The 21,082-nt window shown below is 42.3% G+C and carries 18 protein-coding genes and 1 rRNA gene; all 19 read right to left on the reverse strand.

What is annotated here, in order from left to right; translation table 11 throughout:
* Positions 1–171: 171 nt before the first annotated feature.
* A 16S ribosomal RNA gene (locus J8Z25_RS17020) occupies positions 172–1,712 on the reverse strand.
* A gap of 586 nt (positions 1,713–2,298) precedes the next feature.
* On the reverse strand, positions 2,299–4,137 hold the full coding sequence (locus J8Z25_RS17025) for a choice-of-anchor I family protein (protein WP_250661484.1): 1,839 nt from the start codon (positions 4,135–4,137) through the stop codon (positions 2,299–2,301).
* A 142-nt stretch (positions 4,138–4,279) separates the two neighbouring features.
* Positions 4,280–5,638, reverse strand: a complete 1,359-nt coding sequence (glmU, locus tag J8Z25_RS17030; RefSeq protein ID WP_130050138.1) for a bifunctional UDP-N-acetylglucosamine diphosphorylase/glucosamine-1-phosphate N-acetyltransferase GlmU — start codon at positions 5,636–5,638, stop codon at positions 4,280–4,282.
* A gap of 272 nt (positions 5,639–5,910) precedes the next feature.
* Positions 5,911–6,333 (reverse strand): F0F1 ATP synthase subunit epsilon, encoded by a 423-nt coding sequence (locus J8Z25_RS17035; protein ID WP_054554812.1) that lies wholly within the window; start codon positions 6,331–6,333, stop codon positions 5,911–5,913.
* A gap of 13 nt (positions 6,334–6,346) precedes the next feature.
* A complete protein-coding gene (gene atpD / locus J8Z25_RS17040; protein WP_054554811.1) occupies positions 6,347–7,732 on the reverse strand; it encodes a F0F1 ATP synthase subunit beta in 1,386 nt (461 codons plus the stop codon).
* Positions 7,733–7,764: 32 nt separating this feature from the next.
* A complete protein-coding gene (atpG, locus tag J8Z25_RS17045) occupies positions 7,765–8,625 on the reverse strand; it encodes a F0F1 ATP synthase subunit gamma (RefSeq protein WP_062568484.1) in 861 nt (286 codons plus the stop codon).
* Positions 8,626–8,684: 59 nt separating this feature from the next.
* Positions 8,685–10,226 (reverse strand): F0F1 ATP synthase subunit alpha, encoded by a 1,542-nt coding sequence (gene atpA / locus J8Z25_RS17050; protein WP_054554809.1) that lies wholly within the window; start codon positions 10,224–10,226, stop codon positions 8,685–8,687.
* A 14-nt stretch (positions 10,227–10,240) separates the two neighbouring features.
* Entirely contained in the window at positions 10,241–10,774 is a 534-nt protein-coding gene (gene atpH, locus J8Z25_RS17055) for a F0F1 ATP synthase subunit delta (protein ID WP_167659027.1), read from the reverse strand.
* 16 nt (positions 10,775–10,790) lie between these two features.
* Positions 10,791–11,261, reverse strand: coding sequence for a F0F1 ATP synthase subunit B (gene atpF, locus J8Z25_RS17060; protein WP_054554807.1), 471 nt, complete (start codon positions 11,259–11,261; stop codon positions 10,791–10,793).
* 42 nt (positions 11,262–11,303) lie between these two features.
* Positions 11,304–11,537, reverse strand: coding sequence for a F0F1 ATP synthase subunit C (gene atpE, locus J8Z25_RS17065; protein WP_010561330.1), 234 nt, complete (start codon positions 11,535–11,537; stop codon positions 11,304–11,306).
* Between the two features lie 56 nt (positions 11,538–11,593).
* Positions 11,594–12,451 (reverse strand): F0F1 ATP synthase subunit A, encoded by an 858-nt coding sequence (gene atpB, locus J8Z25_RS17070; protein ID WP_130050136.1) that lies wholly within the window; start codon positions 12,449–12,451, stop codon positions 11,594–11,596.
* Between the two features lie 15 nt (positions 12,452–12,466).
* Positions 12,467–12,847: an ATP synthase subunit I gene (locus J8Z25_RS17075; protein ID WP_239977147.1), complete on the reverse strand. Its 381-nt coding sequence runs from the start codon at positions 12,845–12,847 to the stop codon at positions 12,467–12,469.
* A gap of 159 nt (positions 12,848–13,006) precedes the next feature.
* Positions 13,007–13,918, reverse strand: a complete 912-nt coding sequence (locus tag J8Z25_RS17080; protein ID WP_250661485.1) for a ParB/RepB/Spo0J family partition protein — start codon at positions 13,916–13,918, stop codon at positions 13,007–13,009.
* Positions 13,919–13,938: 20 nt separating this feature from the next.
* Positions 13,939–14,724, reverse strand: coding sequence for a ParA family protein (locus J8Z25_RS17085; protein WP_250661486.1), 786 nt, complete (start codon positions 14,722–14,724; stop codon positions 13,939–13,941).
* A 13-nt stretch (positions 14,725–14,737) separates the two neighbouring features.
* Complete coding sequence (rsmG, locus tag J8Z25_RS17090; RefSeq protein ID WP_054554802.1) at positions 14,738–15,358, reverse strand: 16S rRNA (guanine(527)-N(7))-methyltransferase RsmG; 621 nt, start codon at positions 15,356–15,358, stop codon at positions 14,738–14,740.
* A gap of 15 nt (positions 15,359–15,373) precedes the next feature.
* Positions 15,374–17,263 carry a tRNA uridine-5-carboxymethylaminomethyl(34) synthesis enzyme MnmG gene (mnmG, locus tag J8Z25_RS17095; RefSeq protein WP_130050133.1) on the reverse strand — a complete coding sequence of 630 codons (1,890 nt, stop codon included), beginning with the start codon at positions 17,261–17,263 and terminating at the stop codon, positions 15,374–15,376.
* A 428-nt stretch (positions 17,264–17,691) separates the two neighbouring features.
* On the reverse strand, positions 17,692–18,141 hold the full coding sequence (mioC, locus tag J8Z25_RS17100; RefSeq protein ID WP_250661487.1) for an FMN-binding protein MioC: 450 nt from the start codon (positions 18,139–18,141) through the stop codon (positions 17,692–17,694).
* Positions 18,142–18,727: 586 nt separating this feature from the next.
* Entirely contained in the window at positions 18,728–19,468 is a 741-nt protein-coding gene (locus J8Z25_RS17105) for an isocitrate lyase/PEP mutase family protein (protein WP_250661488.1), read from the reverse strand.
* Between the two features lie 147 nt (positions 19,469–19,615).
* On the reverse strand, positions 19,616–20,980 hold the full coding sequence (gene mnmE / locus J8Z25_RS17110; protein WP_130050130.1) for a tRNA uridine-5-carboxymethylaminomethyl(34) synthesis GTPase MnmE: 1,365 nt from the start codon (positions 20,978–20,980) through the stop codon (positions 19,616–19,618).
* Positions 20,981–21,082 lie beyond the last annotated feature (102 nt).

Genomic DNA, 21,082 nt, shown 5'->3' on the forward strand with positions numbered 1-21,082 from the left:
TAATGGCATATTTTTTACTTTTGAAAACTCTTTATAGATACAAGTATCTATAAGAATTTTAATATCAGCTTTCCAAATTTTTAAAGAGCATATTAATTAGTTAAACCAACTGGTTTAGCTAACTAACAATCATCTGTGTGGACACTACGAACAAATAAGTTCTAAATCGTATAAGGAGGTGATCCAGCCCCAGGTTCCCCTAGGGCTACCTTGTTACGACTTCACCCCAGTCATGAATCACTCCGTGGTGAACGTCCTCCCGAAGGTTAGACTATCCACTTCTGGAGCAACCCACTCCCATGGTGTGACGGGCGGTGTGTACAAGGCCCGGGAACGTATTCACCGCATCATTCTGATATGCGATTACTAGCGATTCCGACTTCATGGAGTCGAGTTGCAGACTCCAATCCGGACTACGACGCACTTTAAGTGATTCGCTTACCCTCGCAGGTTCGCAGCACTCTGTATGCGCCATTGTAGCACGTGTGTAGCCCTACACGTAAGGGCCATGATGACTTGACGTCGTCCCCACCTTCCTCCGGTTTATCACCGGCAGTCTCCTTAGAGTTCCCGACCGAATCGCTGGCAACTAAGGATAGGGGTTGCGCTCGTTGCGGGACTTAACCCAACATCTCACAACACGAGCTGACGACAGCCATGCAGCACCTGTATCAGAGTTCCCGAAGGCACCAAACCATCTCTGGTAAGTTCTCTGTATGTCAAGTGTAGGTAAGGTTCTTCGCGTTGCATCGAATTAAACCACATGCTCCACCGCTTGTGCGGGCCCCCGTCAATTCATTTGAGTTTTAACCTTGCGGCCGTACTCCCCAGGCGGTCTACTTAATGCGTTAGCTTTGAAAAACAAGTCCGAAGACCCGAGCTTCTAGTAGACATCGTTTACGGCGTGGACTACCAGGGTATCTAATCCTGTTTGCTCCCCACGCTTTCGTACATGAGCGTCAGTGTTGACCCAGGTGGCTGCCTTCGCCATCGGTATTCCTTCAGATCTCTACGCATTTCACCGCTACACCTGAAATTCTACCACCCTCTATCACACTCTAGTTTGCCAGTTCGAAATGCAGTTCCCAGGTTGAGCCCGGGGCTTTCACATCTCGCTTAACAAACCGCCTGCGTACGCTTTACGCCCAGTAATTCCGATTAACGCTCGCACCCTCCGTATTACCGCGGCTGCTGGCACGGAGTTAGCCGGTGCTTCTTCTGTAAGTAACGTCACAGCTAAGTGCTATTAACACTTAACCTTTCCTCCTTACTGAAAGTGCTTTACAACCCGAAGGCCTTCTTCACACACGCGGTATGGCTGCATCAGGCTTGCGCCCATTGTGCAATATTCCCCACTGCTGCCTCCCGTAGGAGTCTGGGCCGTGTCTCAGTCCCAGTGTGGCTGATCATCCTCTCAAACCAGCTAGGGATCGTTGCCTTGGTGAGCCATTACCTCACCAACTAGCTAATCCCACTTGGGCTAATCTTATGGCGTGAGGCCCGAAGGTCCCCCACTTTGGTCCGTAGACATCATGCGGTATTAGCAGTCGTTTCCAACTGTTGTCCCCCACCATAAGGTATATTCCCAAGCATTACTCACCCGTCCGCCGCTCGACGCCAGAGGTGCAAGCACCTCTTCGTTTCCGCTCGACTTGCATGTGTTAGGCCTGCCGCCAGCGTTCAATCTGAGCCATGATCAAACTCTTCAATTAAAAGTTTTTTCTGTCCCGAAGGACATGCTCAATGAATTCTGAATTTTGATTCTTTCGAATCGAATTGACTGTGCTGAAACAAGTAAACTTGTTTCCGTTGGTCACTCAGTTCAATTGAGACTCTAAATTTGTTTGCGTCATCTAGCGAACTAGAATCTGCTGTTAGAACTCAATCTGTACGAGTGCCCACACAGATGATTGCTTTATATTGTTAAAGAACGTTGCGACGTTGTCGCTAGGGATGCGTATAATACATCCTTAATTTTTCGAGTCAACACTTAATTTCAAACTTTCTTTTTAGACCGTTTTAAACCGAAGTTTTACTTAACTCTCTGCTACGTTGTTCAGCGTCTTTCGTTGCTGCCCGCCGTGTCAGTGGATGCGCATTATAGGGATGCGAAGAATTAACGCAAGCACTTTTTGCAGGTTTTTTTGATTATTTTCAAATTAGTACAATAACCATACAAACAAAGGGCTACAAAGGGGTTTTAGCTCAAAAAGCAGTCATTTTTGTGAAGGTAAAATGGCATAGAAAAAGCGACATGCTTTAAATTAGCTATGTCGCTTTTTATTTTTATAAGGCGGATTAGTTAGTAGAAATTTCCCAAACAGCGATTGAACCCGAAATTTCATTACCAACAACTAGCAATGCTTCATTCGTTGCACTTTGTTCTGCTGGTATAAATGCCATACCTTCAGGGGCAAGATCACCCGTAATATCTGCATCAGCTTCTAGACCACGATTAAAAAAGTAATCTTGGAATGTCACATTGTATGGATTAGTAATATCAAACACCATAATGCCACCCATACGCTCTAAACCAATAAATGCAAATGTACGCTCGCCAATAGTACCGAGTGCTAATGCTTCTGGTTCTGCACCTTTGTCATCAGAGCGACTATCACCGTCATTTTCATCTTCGTTATTATTGAATGCTGCTCCGTGAACTGATGCAGTAATGCGTGAAATTTGATCGCCAGAGTCAAAAACTACCATGCCGTTATTATCCCAGATGGTAAAGGAGCGGGCACCATATGCATAGAGTGATTCGTATTCGCCATTATTATCTTCATCACCTTTAACAGTGGTCACTTTTAAACGGCCAATATCACTGTTGTCATTGTTCAGGTAGTCAAAATTGCTTGCTAGTGTTAAGTCTTTAGCTCTTGTCTCATCTATATATGATAAACAACCGTCATCTTTATCATAATCAAGACCACCTTTAGCTATACAATCAGCTTCGTCGTTTGTATCAAAGAAGTATTCTCGTGCATCACCTTCGTTCGCTGTGACAATAAAGTTAGCACCTTTCCAGGTAAAGCTTGAAATAGTATCTGGTTGATACATGCCATAGAGGCCAGGGTATGATTTAAAGTTAACCCCACCGTCTTTATCAGATGCATCAAAAAGCAAATTAGACCAATCTTTAAAACCTAAGCCTTTAAGCTCTAGGCTATTATCTTCAAGATTGACGATAGCAAGGGCGTTATTTTCTTGTAGTGACACGTAGGCAAATTTATTATCTTTCGAAACGCTGATGTATTCAGGTTCTAAATCCATAGCCACGGTTGTATTAATCAAATTACCGTTGATTGTTCGACCTGTCGGGTTAGCAAATACAATCCCTCGCTCTTCAAGCTCTGCTTGTTTGTCGTTATAAGCTGAAAAAGTAATGCTAATAGCAGTATCTGCAATTACACCATCATTGATATTAATAGTGCTAATTGAGCCTTCAGGGTCAATACTGTAATCACCATTAGGCTCACCTTCATTTGCAACCAGTACCTTATTGCCATCATGGCTAAAAGTAACCATGTCGGGTAGGGCGCCTACCGTTACATTCTTAATAAACAGAGGCTCATCGCCACTGATATCATAAAATGCGATTAAACCTTCATCACCGGTAATATCTGCGGCCATTGCAACTGCAAGAAGTTCATTATTAGCATCAATAGCGATACTGTTTGCATCACCCGCACTGTGCTTATTAAGTGCAAGGGTAATCTCTGAGGTTAAATTAGTGCCATTTATAACCCCTTCGTTATCTTTAACTAAAGCTGCACGGTCAAAGCTATCGGCTTTCATGATATTCACAACTGCCGAATCACCGGAACTATTGATCGCAAAAATGCGTTGTTTAGAAGCTTGATAAGCGACAATCTCTGCTGCACCTTCCGGACTTTCTGCGTTAAGCACTGCACGACCGATAAGGTTTATACTTAAAGCCGCGTTTGCATCTGTACCATTTGCTCCGTCAGCTCCGTTAGTACCATCGGAGCCATTTTCCCCATCAATTCCGTTAGTACCATTTTGACCTGCAGGACCTTGTTCACCTTGTAGGCCATCTTTGCCGTCGTCACCGTCTAACGAGCAACCTGTAAGAATAGTTAAAAGTGATAGCGCAATAATTGATCTTTTTAACATTATTATTTTTCCTTGGTATTGTATTGAGGCAATTACAACACGCAGGCATTACAACTATATGGCACTTTTATGAGAACAAAATTTAGCCACAAAAAAAGCGAGTATAAACTCGCTTTTATTTATAAATTAGTAGGGTAGCTCACTACTTTTTGGTTGGACGCTTCCAGCCAGTTAGATTACGTTGTTTGCCACGAGCTACTGCAAGCTGCTCGTCTTCAACAGTATTAGTAATAACAGAACCTGCGCCAATCGTTGCCATTGAGCCAATATTCACCGGTGCGACTAGTGATGAGTTTGAACCGATAAAGGCGTTATCACCGATAATAGTTTTTGATTTGTTTACGCCATCATAGTTACAAGTAATAGTACCTGCGCCGATATTCACTTTTTCACCAACTTCAGTGTCACCTAAGTAGGTAAGGTGATTTGCCTTTGAGCCTTTGCCTAAGCGAGTCTTTTTCATCTCAACAAAGTTACCGATATGCGAGTCTTCTTCCATAATCGCACCAGGGCGAAGGCGAGCATAAGGGCCTAAAGTACATTTAGCAGCAACACTCGCTTCTTCAACAAGTGAGTTAGCTTTAATTACAACGTTATCACCAACAGTACAATCTTTAAGTACGCAGTTAGGGCCAATTTGCACGTTATTACCTAGTGTTACTTTACCTTCGAAAATAACATTAACGTCGATTAGTACATCTTCGCCGGTAGTAACTTCACCACGCACATCAATACGCGCAGGATCAGCAAGTGTAGCGCCATTAAGCATTAGCTCTTCGGCTTGCCATGCTTGGTATGCACGTTCAAGAGCTGCAAGTTGAACGCGATTATTTGCGCCTTCGACTTCCATCGGGTGCTCGGGCTGTGCAGAAGTAATTTCAACACCTTCGCTATGTGCCATAGCAACGATATCTGTTAAATAGTATTCACCTTGAGCGTTGTTGTTCGATAGGTTACCTAACCAACGTTTAAGTAGCTCACCATTGGCAGCCATAATACCGGTATTAATTTCTTTAATTGCAAGTTGCTCAGCAGAGGCATCTTTTTGTTCGATAATACCCACTAGCTTGCCATTTTCACGGATCATACGACCATAACCTGATGGGTCATCTAAGGTAACGGTTAATACAGCTAAGCCTTTTTCTGGTGTCGCCGCGAGTAACTTCTCTAAGGTAGCGCGTTTTGTCAGTGGCACATCACCATAGAGAATTAATACAGTGTCGTCATCAGCAATGTGTTCTTTAGCAACTGCCACGGCATGACCCGTACCTAGTTGCTCTTCTTGTAATACCCAGTTTACTTGATTGTGCGATAGGGCATCTTGCAGCTGTTCACGGCCATGACCGTAAACAAGGTTCGTTTCACGAGCGCCAAGGGCAGTGGCATTATCAATAACGTGCTGCACCATAGGTTTACCAGCAACTTTGTGTAAAACCTTTGGTAGAGCAGAGCGCATACGAGTGCCTTTACCCGCAGCAAGAATAACGGTAGTCAGAGACATTAAAACAATATCCTTCTTTCTTTGTTTTAGGTGTGCAATATTTTGTGAGTTCTGGGAAACATACAAAGTTGTGTAAGTCACATCATGTGTAAATACGCAATCCTAATGAGTTGGACTGAACCTTGGATGAAACAGCTATTCACTATTAATTTACACTATTGTAGCGAGCTTTGATGAAGGATATAAGTATAAATATTAAGTAGGGTAGAAAGCCGTGAATTTCGGGCACAAAAAAGCCCACATTAAGTGGGCTTTTTGAAAACCGAGTAGGCTTACTTTTTACGTAATTGTTGAATTACGCGAAGTTGAGCGATTGCTTCAGCAAGTTGCACTGCAGCTTGTTGATAATCTAACTCAGCAGTTGACGTATTCGCCATTTGCTCTTCAGCATCACGTTTAGCTTTTTCAGCCGCTTGCTCGTCTAGGTCTTCACCACGTACTGCAGTATCTGCAAGAATCGTGATGCGATCCGGTTGAACTTCTAGCGTACCGCCAGCAATATACATCACGTCTTCGTGACCAAATTGCTTAACCAAACGTACCATACCAGGTTTTAGGGCAGTTAATAATGGAGCGTGACCATAGTTAACACCAAGGTCACCTTCACTACCACTCACTTGAATCGATTCAACCAGACCAGAGAACAAGCTCTCTTCTGCGCTTACTACGTCAAGATGTACAGTCATAGCCGCCATACTACCCTCCTAATTACATGCTTTTGGCTTTTTCTTGAGCTTCTTCAATAGAGCCAACCATGTAGAACGCTTGCTCTGGCATATCATCAAACTCACCGTTTAAGATACCTTTGAAGCCAGCAATTGTGTCTTTAAGTGACACGTATTTACCAGGCGCGCCTGTGAATACCTCAGCAACGAAGAACGGCTGAGATAGGAAGCGCTGGATTTTACGTGCACGAGATACAACTTGCTTATCTTCGTCAGAAAGCTCGTCCATACCTAGGATTGCGATGATGTCTTTAAGTTCTTTATAACGTTGAAGAACTGTTTGAACGCCACGCGCTGTATCGTAGTGCTCTTGACCGATTACTAATGGGTCAAGTTGACGTGAAGATGAATCAAGTGGGTCTACCGCAGGGTAGATACCAAGTGAAGCGATATCACGAGAAAGTACTACTGTTGCATCTAAGTGAGCAAACGTTGTTGCTGGAGATGGGTCAGTTAAGTCATCCGCAGGTACGTATACCGCTTGGATTGAAGTGATTGAACCCGTCTTAGTAGATGCGATACGCTCTTGAAGTACACCCATTTCTTCAGCAAGAGTTGGTTGGTAACCTACTGCTGAAGGCATACGACCTAGAAGTGCTGATACCTCTGTACCCGCTAGAGTATAACGGTAGATGTTATCAACGAAGAAAAGTACGTCACGACCTTCGTCACGGAACTTCTCTGCCATAGTAAGACCAGTTAACGCTACGCGTAAACGGTTACCCGGTGGCTCATTCATTTGACCGTATACTAGAGATACTTTATCTAGTACGTTTGAGTCGTTCATCTCATGGTAGAAGTCATTACCCTCACGAGTACGCTCACCAACACCTGCGAATACTGAGTAACCGCTGTGCTCGATTGCGATGTTACGGATAAGTTCCATCATGTTTACGGTTTTACCAACACCGGCACCACCGAATAGACCAACTTTACCACCTTTAGCGAATGGACATACAAGGTCGATTACCTTGATACCAGTCTCTAAAAGTTCTACTGAACTTGATTGTTCTTCATAAGAAGGTGCTGCACGGTGAATAGACATACGCTCTTCTTCACCAATTGGACCAGCTTCATCAATAGGGTTACCTAATACGTCCATGATACGACCTAGTGTCTTCGTACCTACAGGAACGTGGATTGGCTGACCTGTACCTTCTACTGCAGTACCACGACGTAAACCGTCAGTAGTACCAAGTGCGATACCACGTACCACACCGCCACCTAGCTGTTGTTGAACTTCTAAAGTTAAACCAGCTAAGTCGCCATCTGTTACTTTTAGTGCGTCATATACGGCTGGCACGTTGTCTTGTGGAAATTCGATATCCACAACGGCGCCGATAATTTGGACGACCTTACCTAAACTCATGTCTATTCCTCTCATTAAACTTTGCCGAAGCGTTAAACTGCTGCCGAGCCGCCAACAATCTCACTAATTTCTTGTGTGATTGCAGCTTGACGAGCCTTGTTATAAACAAGCTGTAACTCATCCATAAGGTCGCCTGCGTTATCTGTTGCAGCTTTCATTGCAACCATACGGGCAGCCTGTTCAGAGGCAGCGTTCTCAACTACACCTTGGTATACTTGAGACTCAATAAAGCGTACTAACAGAGCTTCTAAAATCGCATCTGGGTTTGGCTCATATAAGTAATCCCAAGAATGTTGAGATACTTCTTCTTCAGCTTTTGGCAAAGGGAGTAACTGATCGATTGTTGGCTCTTGCTTCATAGTATTAACGAACTTGTTAAATACTACGTATAAGCGGTCAATTTTACCTTCAGAGTATGCATCTAGCATTGTCTTTACAGGACCAATAACGTCTTGTAATGAAGGTGTATCTCCTAAGTTCGCTTTTTTAGCGACTAACTTACCGCCAAAACGTTGGAAAAAGCCAGCTGCTTTGCTACCTAAAGTAGTAAACTCAGCTTCAACGCCTTTTTCTTTCCACGCTTTCACGTCTAGGGCAACTTTTTTGAACTCGTTTGAGTTCAAGCCACCACATAGACCACGGTCAGTAGAGATAACAATATAACCAACTCGTTTTACTTCACGCTCTTCTAAGAAAGGGTGAGTAAAATCAAGATTTGCTTGAGCAACACGACCAATCACTTGGCGTAAGTTTTCAGCGTATGGACGGCTTGACGCCACACGTTCCTGCGCTTTTTTCATTTTAGACGCAGCAACCATTTCCATCGCGCTGGTGATCTTCTGAGTATTCTTGATACTCCCGATCTTGCTTTTAATCTCTTTTCCGCTGGCCATGACTCTCTCTCCGAATCAGGTGGGCTTTAGTTACCTAAAGCTCACCATTCATAACTAAATTACCAAGTTTGCGTCGACTTGAACTTCTCTAGAAGTTCTTTAAGTTGAGCTTCAATCTCAGCGTTGTAGTTACCAGTTTCATTGATTTGAGCCATTAGCTCTGCGTATGTGCTGTTTGCATAAGAAATTAGGCCAGCTTCGAAATCCATGATTTTCGCGATTTCGATGTCTTTTAGGTAGCCCTTTTCAGCAGCAAATAGCGACAGAGACATTTCAGCAACAGACATTGGTGCGTACTGTTTCTGCTTCATTAGCTCTGTTACGCGCTCACCATGCTCTAATTGAGCACGTGTTGCATCGTCAAGGTCAGACGCGAACTGCGAGAACGCAGCTAATTCACGGTACTGAGCTAACGCTAGACGGATACCACCACCTAGTTTCTTAACGATTTTAGTTTGCGCTGCACCACCAACACGAGATACCGAGATACCAGCGTTAACAGCGGGACGGATACCTGAGTTAAATAAGTCAGTTTCTAAGAAGATCTGACCATCGGTGATAGAGATAACGTTTGTCGGTACGAACGCAGAAACGTCGCCGCCTTGAGTTTCAATGATTGGCAATGCCGTCAGTGAACCTGTTTTACCTTTCACTTCACCATTAGTGAACTTCTCAACGTAATCAGCGTTTACACGTGATGCACGCTCTAGAAGACGTGAGTGAAGGTAGAATACGTCACCTGGGTATGCTTCACGACCTGGTGGACGCTTAAGTAGTAATGAGATTTGACGGTAAGCAACAGCTTGCTTAGATAAATCATCATATACGATTAGCGCGTCTTCACCACGGTCACGGAAGTATTCACCCATAGTACAACCAGAGAATGGTGCTAGGTACTGAAGTGCCGCAGATTCAGAAGCAGATGCAACAACAACGATAGTGTTTTCAAGTGCACCGTGCTCTTCTAATTTACGTACTACGTTAGCGATTGTAGATGCTTTTTGACCAACTGCAACGTACACACACTTAACGCCTGTACCTTTTTGGTTGATGATTGCATCGATTGCTAATGCAGTTTTACCAGTTTGGCGGTCACCGATAACAAGCTCACGTTGACCACGACCTACTGGGATCATCGCATCGATAGATTTATAACCAGTTTGTACTGGCTCATCTACTGATTGACGTTCGATAACGCCTGGTGCGATTTTCTCAACAGGTTCAAAACCGTCGTTATCTAAAGCGCCTTTACCGTCGATAGGTGCACCTAGTGTGTTTACAACACGACCAAGTAGACCACGACCAACAGGAACTTCTAGGATACGACCAGTTGATTTAACTTTTACGCCTTCTTTAAGGTCAGCGTAAGGACCCATTACTACAGCACCTACTGAGTCACGCTCAAGGTTTAGTGCGATAGCATAACGGTTGCCAGGAAGCTCGATCATCTCACCTTGCATACAGTCAGCAAGACCGTGGATGCGGATGATACCGTCAGTAACAGATACGATAGTACCTTCGTTACGAGCTTCACTTACAACTTCGAACTGCTCAATACGTTGTTTGATCAGATCTGAAATTTCAGTGGAATTAAGTTGCATGCTCTTTTTCCCAATTACGATTGTAGTGATGTAGCTAAGCGGGCTAATTTGCCACGTACTGAGCCGTCAATTACAGTGTCACCCGCCTTAATGATAAGACCGCCAACAACTGTAGTATCTTCACTACAATTCAGCTTAACTTTGCGTGCGAAACGTTTTTCAAGTGCCGCTACCAATGATGCTTGCTGCTCAGCAGCTAGCGGTGTTGCAGAAACCACATCAACGTCGATTTCTTTGTCGTAGTCCGCTTTAAATTCAGCGAATAACTCTGCAACAGCAGGCAGTGCAACTAAACGTCCATTTTCAGCCATCACCTTGATTAGGTTCTGACCTTGTTCGTTGAGCTGCTCTGCACAGATCTTGATAAACAGATCTGCTTTTTCAGTAGCAGTAGGCAATCCAGCTAGCGCGGCAGCGGCTTGCTCATTGCTGGCAACATGGCCAGCAAAGAACAGCATGTCGTTCCAACTTTCAACAGTGCCTTTTTCAACGGCAAGTTCAAAAGCCGCTTTAGCGTATGGGCGAGCGATAGTAGCCAATTCAGACATGCTCATACCCTCCTAATTACAGCTCAGCGACAAGTTTTTCAACGATGTCACTGTGTGCGGCTTGATTGATTTCGCGCTCTAAAATCTTCTCAGCACCAACCACGGCCAGCGTCGCTACTTGTTTACGTAGTTCTTCTGTTACACGGTTACGCTCTGCTTCGATTTCAGAGTGCCCTTGAGCAATAATTTTTTCACGCTCTTGTTGACCACGAACAGTTTCTTCGTCAACGATTAGCGTGGCACGCTTTTTAGCTTGTTCAATGATATCAGCCGCTTGAGCTTTTGCCTCTTTAAGCTGCTCAGCAGCTTTCTTTTGCGCAAGTTCTAAGTCTTTTTCGGCTCTATCAGAGGCAGCTAAACCATCTTCGATTTTCTTCTGGCGAGCTTCAATTGCACCATTTAGTGGTGGCCATACGTATTTCATACAGAAAAGTACGAAAACCGTAAATGCAATTAATTCACCGATAAGAGTGGCTGTTAAGTTCACGACCGCTCCTCCTTAAAATAGTAAGCTGTTCAAAAAATAATATTAAAGTACGAACAACAATACCATTGCGATACCAACACCGATCATAGCTACGGCATCGATTAGACCAGCAAGGATGAACATCTTAACTTGTAATGAAGGTGCAAGCTCAGGTTGACGTGCACAAGCTTCTAGGAATTTACCACCCATGTTACCGAAGCCGATAGCAGTACCGATTGCACCGAAGCCGATAAGTAGAGCAACAGCGATGTACTTAAGACCAATCATTAGTTCCATTTTTTTCTCCAAAGTTTCAATTGTAAATTAAAGTTAAAATTTAAAAGTGTAAAAAATTAGTGATTATCTGAGCTTGCCATGCTTAGGTAAACGATTGTAAGCATCATAAATACGAATGCTTGCAGTACGATTACTAAGATGTGGAATACAGCCCAAATAAAGTGCAACGGTAGTTGCATTAAACCAACTGCGCCGATCAAGATGAAAATCAACTCACCAGCATATAAGTTACCGAATAAACGCAATGCTAACGAGAACGGCTTAGCAACTAAAGCGATTGTTTCTAGTAATAAGTTACATGGGATTAAGAACACCATCGCTAGCTTGTTTTTAGAGCTGAACGGGTGAAGCGTTAATTCAGCTAAGAATCCGCCAATCCCTTTGATTTTGATTGCATAACCGATCATCAGAATGAATACACCAATAGCAAGTGCAGCAGTCATATTGATGTCTGTTGTAGGTACAATCTTCATGTAAACGTCGTGAGAATCCATACCAAATGCTTGCTCGCCAACAAAGCCAGCTAATGCAGGTAGGAAATCAACCGGAATCAAGTCCATTAAGTTCATTAAGAACACCCAAACGAAAATCGTTAGAGCTAATGGAGCGATTAATGCGCTTTTACCATGGTATGTGTCACGTACGTTGTCGCCAACGAACTCAACAATCATTTCAATGAAACACTGAAATTTACCCGGTACACCGGTATTTGCTTTTTTAGCGGCACCACGGAAGATCCATAAAAATACCAGACCTAAACCGATTGACCATGCGAGGGTATCTATATTCCATGTCCAGAAACCACTGTCTGCACACGCTTTGTTGAAGGCAAGACCAGCGTCGGTCGAGCACATCTTAGCGTTAGTTAAGTGGTGCTGAATATGGCTTGATAGAGTTACTTCTTCTGCAGCCATGTTATATCCCAAAAGTTAATGATTAAAAAAAACGGGCGCAAACAATCCGCTAAATAACACCAATACATACACACAGAAAAACGGTAATAAAACGACCGTATAAGACTTCAGTATCAGTGCAAACAAAACGATTGTTAGCATAAATTTTAATCCGTTGCCGCGCTTTAGCGAGGCATACACTTGATTTACTCGACTTGCACCCATATAACGGAATGCATAGACAGCAAATACAAAATTAGGGAGTAGTGCAACAGCTCCGCCAGCAAGCGCTGACTGGCCGGCATTGACTCCCCAACCTATAAATACAATTACTGCAGCGATAAATGCTACGATACCCTGAAGACAAATTAATTTAAATGCGGCAAGCCTATACGGCCTTGCTAACCTATTAGTCACGTTTTGTTAACCTTTAGAACGTTAAATTGTCAGGGTATGAAAACTGGCGAAATTATACTGATTCCTACCAGTTTTGCAACTTGAGTCGACCCTTTGTAGTGCAAAAACACCACAAATGTCTCTTTTTGGACATGTTATTAATTAATGACGGGAATAGTCTTAATTTATACGGCTTAAAATGCCATCTAACTCATCAAGAGTTGTATAAGAGATAACCAGTTTGCCTTTGCCTTTTTTATTGTAGTTTATTTCTACTTTAGCGCCTAAATTTTCAGCAAGCTTTTGTTCTAACTGTTTGACATCAGGATCTTTTTCTTGCACTTCTTTCTTTGGGGCTGGTTCTAAAATAGAACGCACTAGCTTTTCAGTTTCACGAACAGTTAAAGCTTTAGCAACGGCTAATCGAGCAGCATCTGATTGCGCTTCGCCTTCAAGTGCTAATAAACAACGTGCATGACCCATTTCAATGTCGCCATGCTCTAACAAAATTTTAACATCTTCATTGAGATTATTTAGGCGTAGTAAATTAGTCACAGTAGTACGAGATTTACCAACTGCCTCGGCGACTTGTTGATGAGTTAGTTCAAATTCGTTAAGTAAACGATTTAACGCAATCGCTTCTTCCATCGCATTTAGATCTTCACGTTGAATATTTTCTATAAGCGCGATAGCAACGGCCGCCTCATCAGGTACATCTTTGATGATACATGGAACAGCATCTAATTTTGCAAGTTGAGCAGCACGCCAACGACGTTCACCGGCGATAATCTCATATTTTTCTGCACCAATTTGGCGCACAACAATCGGCTGAATGATGCCTTGAGCACGTATTGAGTTAGCTAACTCTTCAAGCGCTTCTTCAGACATGTCTTTACGCGGTTGATATTTACCCGATTGTAAAAACTCAATCGCTAACTTTTGCAGCTCACCTTTACTTTGCTCTGCAACGACCTCAGAGACTTGCTCTGGTGTTGCAGTCGCTTGTTGCTGATTATTTGCACTTGAGGCAGGTTTTGATGAACTTAATAAAGCGTCGAGTCCTCGGCCTAAACCGCGTTTTTTAGCAGACATGTTATTTTTTTACCTCGAAGTTAGGCTACTGCTGAAGATGTTTTCTCTTTTCTACGTAACATTTCGCCGGCTAGGGCTAAGTAAGCTTTCGCACCACTTGATGCACGGTCATAATACATGGCAGGGGCACCAAAACTCGGCGCTTCTGCTAAACGGACATTACGTGGGATAACGGTACGATATACTTTATCGCCAAAATGTTGTTTGAGTTGTTCTGATACATCATTTGCAAGGCGATTGCGCGGATCATACATGGTGCGTAAAATCCCTTCAATTGTTAATGCTGGATTTACTAGCTTAGACAACTGGGTAATGGTATCCATTAATGCCGTTAAACCTTCAAGGGCATAATACTCACATTGCATCGGAACTAAAATTGAATCTGCGGCAGCCATAGCATTAACAGTAAGCATGTTAAGTGAAGGCGGGCAGTCGATAAAAATGAAATCGTATTGGTCTTGAATTTGTTCAAGCGCATTACGTAAACGCACTTCACGCGCAAACAATTCCATTAATTTAACTTCAGCGGCAGTCACATCGCCATTAGCAGCAATTAAGTGATACTCACCTGAGGTTTCTCTATTGATAACTTCATCGATTGGTGTTTCTTCAATCAATAAATCGTAAATAGTCGCAACATCACCGTATTTATCGACACCACTACCCATGGTAGCGTTTCCTTGCGGATCAAGATCGATTAATAACACTTTACGCTTCGTCGCGGCCATCGATGCCGCAAGATTCACAGCGGTGGTTGTTTTACCAACACCACCTTTTTGGTTTGCTAATGCGATGACTTTTGCCACAGTGCTCTGATCCCTAGTCTTTAGAAAGAATGATTAGATGTCTTTGCGCATCTAACTCAGGTACTTCCAAGCTGATTTTTTCATCAAACTTAATACCTTTAGGTAATGAGTCTAGTTCTTCGCTCGGAAATACGCCTTTTAAGGCGATAAATTTACCTGAATGATCAATCAAGTGCGCACACCAGTCAACCATATCTTGTAAAGAGGCAAATGCACGACTTAATACACCATCTAATTTAACACTTGGTTGATATTCTTCAACTCTAGACTGCACTGGGGTTACATTTTCAAGGCCAAGTGCATGTTTTACCTGCATCAAAAAGCGCACGCGTTTACCTAAACTATCTAACAATACAAATTGTGTATCAGGTAAAGCGATGGCTAATACGATACCCGGTAAACCAGGACCCGTACCAACATCAATGTAATGTTTGCCTTTAAGGTGTGGCGCAACAACTAAGCTATCCATGATATGTTTAACCATCATTTCTTCAGGTAAACGAACAGAGGTTAAGTTATATGCTTTGTTCCACTTGTCTAATAATTCAACATATTGTACAAGTTGTTGTTGCTGCTTTTCTGTTAGCGCAATATCAGTTTGCGCTAACAGTGAAGTTAATTGTTGTTGTAACACTGTATTCCTCACCAACTACGCAGTCTTGCGCAGTAAGCCTTGCTTTTTCAGATAGACTAATAATAGCGAAATAGCTGCAGGGGTGATACCTGAAATACGTGATGCTTGGCCAATTGTATCTGGACGACTATCAGTAAGTTTCGCGATAACCTCATTTGATAAACCAGAAACAGTTGAATAATCAAAGTCTTTTGGTAATACAGTTTGTTCATGACGTAGCTGCTTATTGATCTCATCTTGTTGACGAGCAATATAGCCTGCATACTTAGTATGGATCTCAACTTGCTCAAGTGCAGCTTGGTTATCGAACTCAGAGCCTAAACCATCGATCGCCATTAGGTCGTTATAACGAACTTCAGGACGACGGATCAGATCTTCAAGGCTCGCTTCACGAGTCAGTGGTGTTTTTAATAACGCATTTACTTGATCAACAGCCACGTGATCTTTATGGATCCAGGTTTCTTTTAAGCGTTGTGTTTCTTTTTCAATGATTTCCATTTTTTCGTTGAAGGCAGCCCAACGAGCATCGTCAACTAAGCCAAGTTCACGGCCTTTAGCAGTTAAACGAATGTCGGCATTATCTTCACGAAGTAATAAACGGTATTCAGCACGGCTGGTAAACATACGGTACGGTTCTTTAGTACCTAATGTTGCTAAGTCATCAATCAGTACACCTGTATATGCTTCATCACGACGAGGTGTCCAAGGTTCTTTACCTTGTACTTGTAATGCTGCGTTCATACCAGCAATTAAACCTTGCGCACCAGCTTCTTCGTAGCCTGTTGTGCCATTGATCTGGCCTGCGAAGAATAAACCATTAATAAACTTAGTTTCTAATGATTGTTTTAAGTCTCGTGGATCAAAGAAATCATACTCAATGGCATAACCAGGACGACAGATATGTGCATTTTCAAAGCCAGTAATTGATTGCACAATTTCAAGTTGCACATCAAATGGTAAACTCGTCGAGATACCATTTGGATATAATTCGTATGATGTTAAGCCTTCTGGCTCAACAAAGATTTGATGTTTATCTTTATCAGCAAAACGTACGATCTTATCTTCAATTGATGGGCAGTAACGTGGACCAATACCTTCAATAACACCAGAGTACATAGGTGAACGATGCAGGTTATTACGGATCACATCATGTGTTTTTTCATTTGTATAAGTGATGTAACACGGGATCTGCTGTGGGTGATCCGATTGTTTACCCATAAATGAGAATACTGGAGTAGGAGTATCACCAGGCTGTTCTTGCATCTTGCTAAAATCAACAGTACGCGCATCAATACGAGGAGGCGTGCCTGTTTTTAAACGATCAACACGGAACGGTAATTCACGTAAACGCTCTGCAAGTGCAATTGAAGGTGGATCACCAGCACGACCCCCTTTGAAGTTCTCTAAACCAATATGGATCTGACCACCTAAGAAAGTACCCACAGTAAGAACCACTGAAGGCGCACTAAAACGAAGACCCATTTGAGTTACAACACCGATTACTCGATCGCCTTCAACGATTAGATCGTCACATGACTGCTGGAAGATCTTTAAATTTTCTTGATGTTGTAAAGTGTGTTGAATAGCGGCTTTATACAAAGCACGGTCAGCTTGCGCACGTGTAGCACGTACTGCAGGGCCTTTAGATGAGTTTAAAGTACGAAATTGAATACCACCTTTATCGATAGCCTGAGCCATTGCACCGCCAAGTGCATCGATCTCTTTAACTAAATGGCCTTTACCAATACCGCCAATTGCCGGATTACAAGACATTTGACCAAGAGTATCCATATTATGAGTTAGCAATAGGGTATTCATGCCCATGCGAGCAGATGCTAATGCAGCTTCAGTACCTGCATGCCCACCACCTACAACAATAACATCAAAACGTTCGTGAAAAATCATTTATGGGATCCTACTAATCAACCAGCAAAACTTTGTAAAGGGAGCGTATTCTACCTAGAAATTTAGAGAAGATAAATGATTAAACAGTGCTCAAGATCTAAGTGGGTGATCTCTAATAATATAAAGGATCTTTTAAAGAGATCTTTTATTACTCTTACTACTAGTGAGGGCTAGATCTGTTGATAATGTTCAATTTGCTTTTTAAAACATTGCTTTAAGGCAGATCTAAAGGTGTTAGTATGATCGGATCTTCCGGCGTAAAAGCTTTGATCAAAAGGGCTATTTATACACAGGGCAATATCGGTTGGATCTTATCCAAGGGATAAACTAGGTTAAAATCGCAGTTAGATCAGTGTTTATCCACAATCCGATCTAAATTATCAGTAAATTGTGGGTAACTTTTATTACAACGATCAACACCGATCGGCTTAATTGAGTCCTACAGCCTCGATCCAGCTTGGTAACCAAGCTAAAGCTGTGTCTTCTGGTAACGCTTCATCAAGAATATTTAGCTCTAAGCGTTCTGCCACGCGGTTTGCACCTTTATTTGCTAATAACTCATCTAGATTACGGCCTGCATAGTTATAGGTGTCGTAGCTAGTGTCGCCTAATCCGATCACACTGTAGTTTAATCCTTTAAGATCAGCCTGTTGGTTAATAGATTCAACAAATGGCAGTAGGTTCTCTGGGTAGTCTCCCGCGCCATATGTAGAAGTACATAACAACCAAATAGTATCTTGCTGATCAATATCATCAAATACAGGCTGTTCATGAAGCTGCACTTGGATCCCTTGTTGTTCAAGGGCTTCTGTTAGTTGCTCTGCCACGTATTCAGCAGATCCCATTTGGCTGCCAACGATGATATTTACTGATTGCATGTGATTGATCATGTATAGAAATAAGTGGCCACATGATAACTAAGTTAGGGTGTGAGTAAAGCGTTGAATTACGATCTGAATAAGTTTTTCTGCCTAAAATAACGGCTTAAATTCAATGTTTTTTATAATTTACTGTTTTTAATGGTTTTTTATATTTATTCGTAAATTAAACCCTTTGATCAAGCTGTTAATAAATTTGGGGAAAGTTCTGATCAAGCTCGAATTTAGAAATTGTATAACTTTGCTAAGTTGTTGATCTTTAATTGTGTGTAAGCGCTTTATTTTTCAGATCTGATAAAAATGGACAGTATGATCGTTTTGTGGATAGATCGCTTGTTGATAACGATCGGTTTGCAATTTGCGATCAATAAAATAGATCGAAAAAAACTAAAATAAGCGCTAATTAAAGGGGTTTTTAAGAAAATTAGTTATCAAAAAGGGGAGTTGTATGAAAATAAATTCAAATTTCAGCGTTTTTTTATGATCAAATCAGCCTTTAGATCTAAAAAAGCCTCAAATGTGGATAACATTTTTAGCTAAATTCGATCTTAAAAGCTGTTTTGATCTGATTTTTTAGCTCGCTAAGTTAGTTTTCGATCTGAGTTAAACTGTTTTTTATCGTATTACCGACTAGATCATAGAGCGAATTACCCAATGAAAATCGTTTTGCGCCACCAGCGAAAGCGGCTTTTGCTGAGTTAAAATTGTTCATAGCCATCACATTTAGTGGCATATCTATCGCGCTAGCTAAGCTGGTTATGTGCTCTATATTAGTTAAGCCAGGTACAAAAAGACCATCTGCACCTGCATCTTGATAAGCTTTTGCGCGCTTCAATGTGACTTTAAAAGGGCTGTCACTAACAAAGTAGGTATCGGTTCTGGCGTTAATAAATAAACTGCCGAAGCCATTTTCGTTAAGTACTTTCTTTATCTCACTAATAATAGTGCATTGCTGTTTGATAGATCTGAGTGCATTCGTGTCTTTGTCTGAGTCTTCAATGTTGATACCTGCAACCCCCAATTTTGCTAACGCAAGAACGTTTTGGCTAATTTGCAGCGGATCGTTACTGTATCCTGATTCTATATCGACAGAGAGTGGAATATGTATGTATTTGGTCAAGCTTTTAACCAGCGCTAACTGAGTTTGAAAAGAGATGTTCTCACCATCAGCTAAACCTAAACTTTCAGCAATGCCCCAGCTGGTTGTTGCTACAGCTTTAGCTCCTGCGGCCTGAATGAATTGTGCTGAACTAAGATCCCACGCATTAGCGAGTACAAAGCCTATTTGCTGGTGGTGTAATTGATGAAAGAGTTGATATTTGTCCATGACGTCCTCCGTTTAATGACATCGCTAGACTAATTGATTTGGGTTTAATTACTGGCTGGTTTCGGCCCTGAACCGATAATTGATTGCTGAATTAAAAACAAAAGAAAGAGTCTTGCGACTCTTTTTTATAATATTGATGACCGGAATTTATTTACCGATACAGAACGAACTAAAGATTTTTCCTAGCAAGTCATCAGAAGTAAATTCACCCGTTATCTCATTTAAGAACTGTTGTGTTAGGCGTAACTCTTCAGCCAGGATCTCACCAGCAATATGCATCTCTAATTGCTCTTTGCCTGTGTTTAAATGATAGGCTGCGTGATCAAGTGCATCTAAGTGACGACGGCGTGCCATAAATCCACCTTCAGTTGCCCCTTGGAAACCTATACATGCCTTTAAGTGAGTACGAACTAACTCTATACCTTCTGCATTTTTGGCACTTAAACGGATCACCGGATATTGTTCATGTTCATCCATTCCGACATTTTCACCTGAAATATCGGCTTTATTTCGGATCACAGTAACGCCCATACCCTCTGGTAACTTGGCCATAAATTCCGGCCAAATATCATGAGGGTCAGTGGCTGATGTGTCTGTGCCGTCTAACATAAATAGTACGCGATCGGCTTGGTTAATTTCTTCCCATGCGCGCTCAATACCAATTTGTTCAACTTTATCAGGGCTTTCGCGTAGGCCTGCGGTATCGATAATATGCAGTGGCATACCATCAATGTGAATATGCTCACGCAATACGTCACGTGTTGTACCGGCTATTTCGGTAACGATAGCTGCATCTCGGCCAGCTAATGCATTTAATAGGCTTGATTTACCAGCGTTAGGGCGACCTGCAATAACAACACGCATACCTTCACGCATGATGCTACCTTGTTTAGCTTGTTGAGTTACATTCTCTAATTGATCAATAATGGCATTGAGATCTGCTGATACTTTACCGTCTGATAGGAAATCGATTTCTTCATCTGGAAAGTCAATAGCGGCTTCAACGTACATACGTAGGTGAATGACTTTTTCCACCAGCGTTTCGATGTGCTTAGAAAATTCACCTTGCAGAGATTGGAGGGCACTTTTTGCTGCCTGTTCGCTGGTTGCATTGATGAGGTCGGCAATTGCCTCAGCTTGAGTTAAATCAAGCTTGTCATTCATAAATGCGCGCTCAGAGAACTCCCCCGGCTTTGCTAAACGAACACCGTCAATTTGGCTAATTTCTTTTAATAGCATATCAAGTACAACAGGACCGCCATGACCTTGCAGCTCAAGTACGTCTTCACCGGTAAATGAATTTGGTCCTTGGAAGTATATAGCAATACCTTGGTCAAGCTGCTCACCGCTCAAGCTTTTAAATGGCACATAGTCTGCGTAACGTGTTTTAGGACAACGGCCAATAATGTGCTCTGCCACTGTTTTAGCTAAGCTGCCAGAGACGCGAATAATACCAACCCCACCACGTCCTGGTGCGGTCGCTTGTGCTGCAATTGTGTCTTGATTAATCATGCGATGAAAAATGCCAATAAAAGAATGAATGCTGGCTCTATTGTAACCTATGGCTTAATTTCATGCGAATAGCTGTTTAACCAATGAAGTGTTAAAAGCGCA

Origin of the sequence: Pseudoalteromonas sp. SCSIO 43101, from assembly GCF_023650775.1 — a bacterium.
Classification (GTDB): domain Bacteria; phylum Pseudomonadota; class Gammaproteobacteria; order Enterobacterales; family Alteromonadaceae; genus Pseudoalteromonas; species Pseudoalteromonas apostichopi.

Coding starts and splice junctions, on each gene's coding strand:
- J8Z25_RS17025 (WP_250661484.1), bottom strand. CDS start 4,137: ATGTTAAAAAGATCAATTATTGCGCTATCACTTTTAACTATTCTTACA.
- glmU (WP_130050138.1), bottom strand. CDS start 5,638: ATGTCTCTGACTACCGTTATTCTTGCTGCGGGTAAAGGCACTCGTATG.
- J8Z25_RS17035 (WP_054554812.1), bottom strand. CDS start 6,333: ATGGCGGCTATGACTGTACATCTTGACGTAGTAAGCGCAGAAGAGAGC.
- atpD (WP_054554811.1), bottom strand. CDS start 7,732: ATGAGTTTAGGTAAGGTCGTCCAAATTATCGGCGCCGTTGTGGATATC.
- atpG (WP_062568484.1), bottom strand. CDS start 8,625: ATGGCCAGCGGAAAAGAGATTAAAAGCAAGATCGGGAGTATCAAGAAT.
- atpA (WP_054554809.1), bottom strand. CDS start 10,226: ATGCAACTTAATTCCACTGAAATTTCAGATCTGATCAAACAACGTATT.
- atpH (WP_167659027.1), bottom strand. CDS start 10,774: ATGTCTGAATTGGCTACTATCGCTCGCCCATACGCTAAAGCGGCTTTT.
- atpE (WP_010561330.1), bottom strand. CDS start 11,537: ATGGAACTAATGATTGGTCTTAAGTACATCGCTGTTGCTCTACTTATC.
- atpB (WP_130050136.1), bottom strand. CDS start 12,451: ATGGCTGCAGAAGAAGTAACTCTATCAAGCCATATTCAGCACCACTTA.
- J8Z25_RS17080 (WP_250661485.1), bottom strand. CDS start 13,918: ATGTCTGCTAAAAAACGCGGTTTAGGCCGAGGACTCGACGCTTTATTA.
- mnmG (WP_130050133.1), bottom strand. CDS start 17,263: ATGATTTTTCACGAACGTTTTGATGTTATTGTTGTAGGTGGTGGGCAT.
- mioC (WP_250661487.1), bottom strand. CDS start 18,141: ATGCAATCAGTAAATATCATCGTTGGCAGCCAAATGGGATCTGCTGAA.
- J8Z25_RS17105 (WP_250661488.1), bottom strand. CDS start 19,468: ATGGACAAATATCAACTCTTTCATCAATTACACCACCAGCAAATAGGC.
- mnmE (WP_130050130.1), bottom strand. CDS start 20,980: ATGATTAATCAAGACACAATTGCAGCACAAGCGACCGCACCAGGACGT.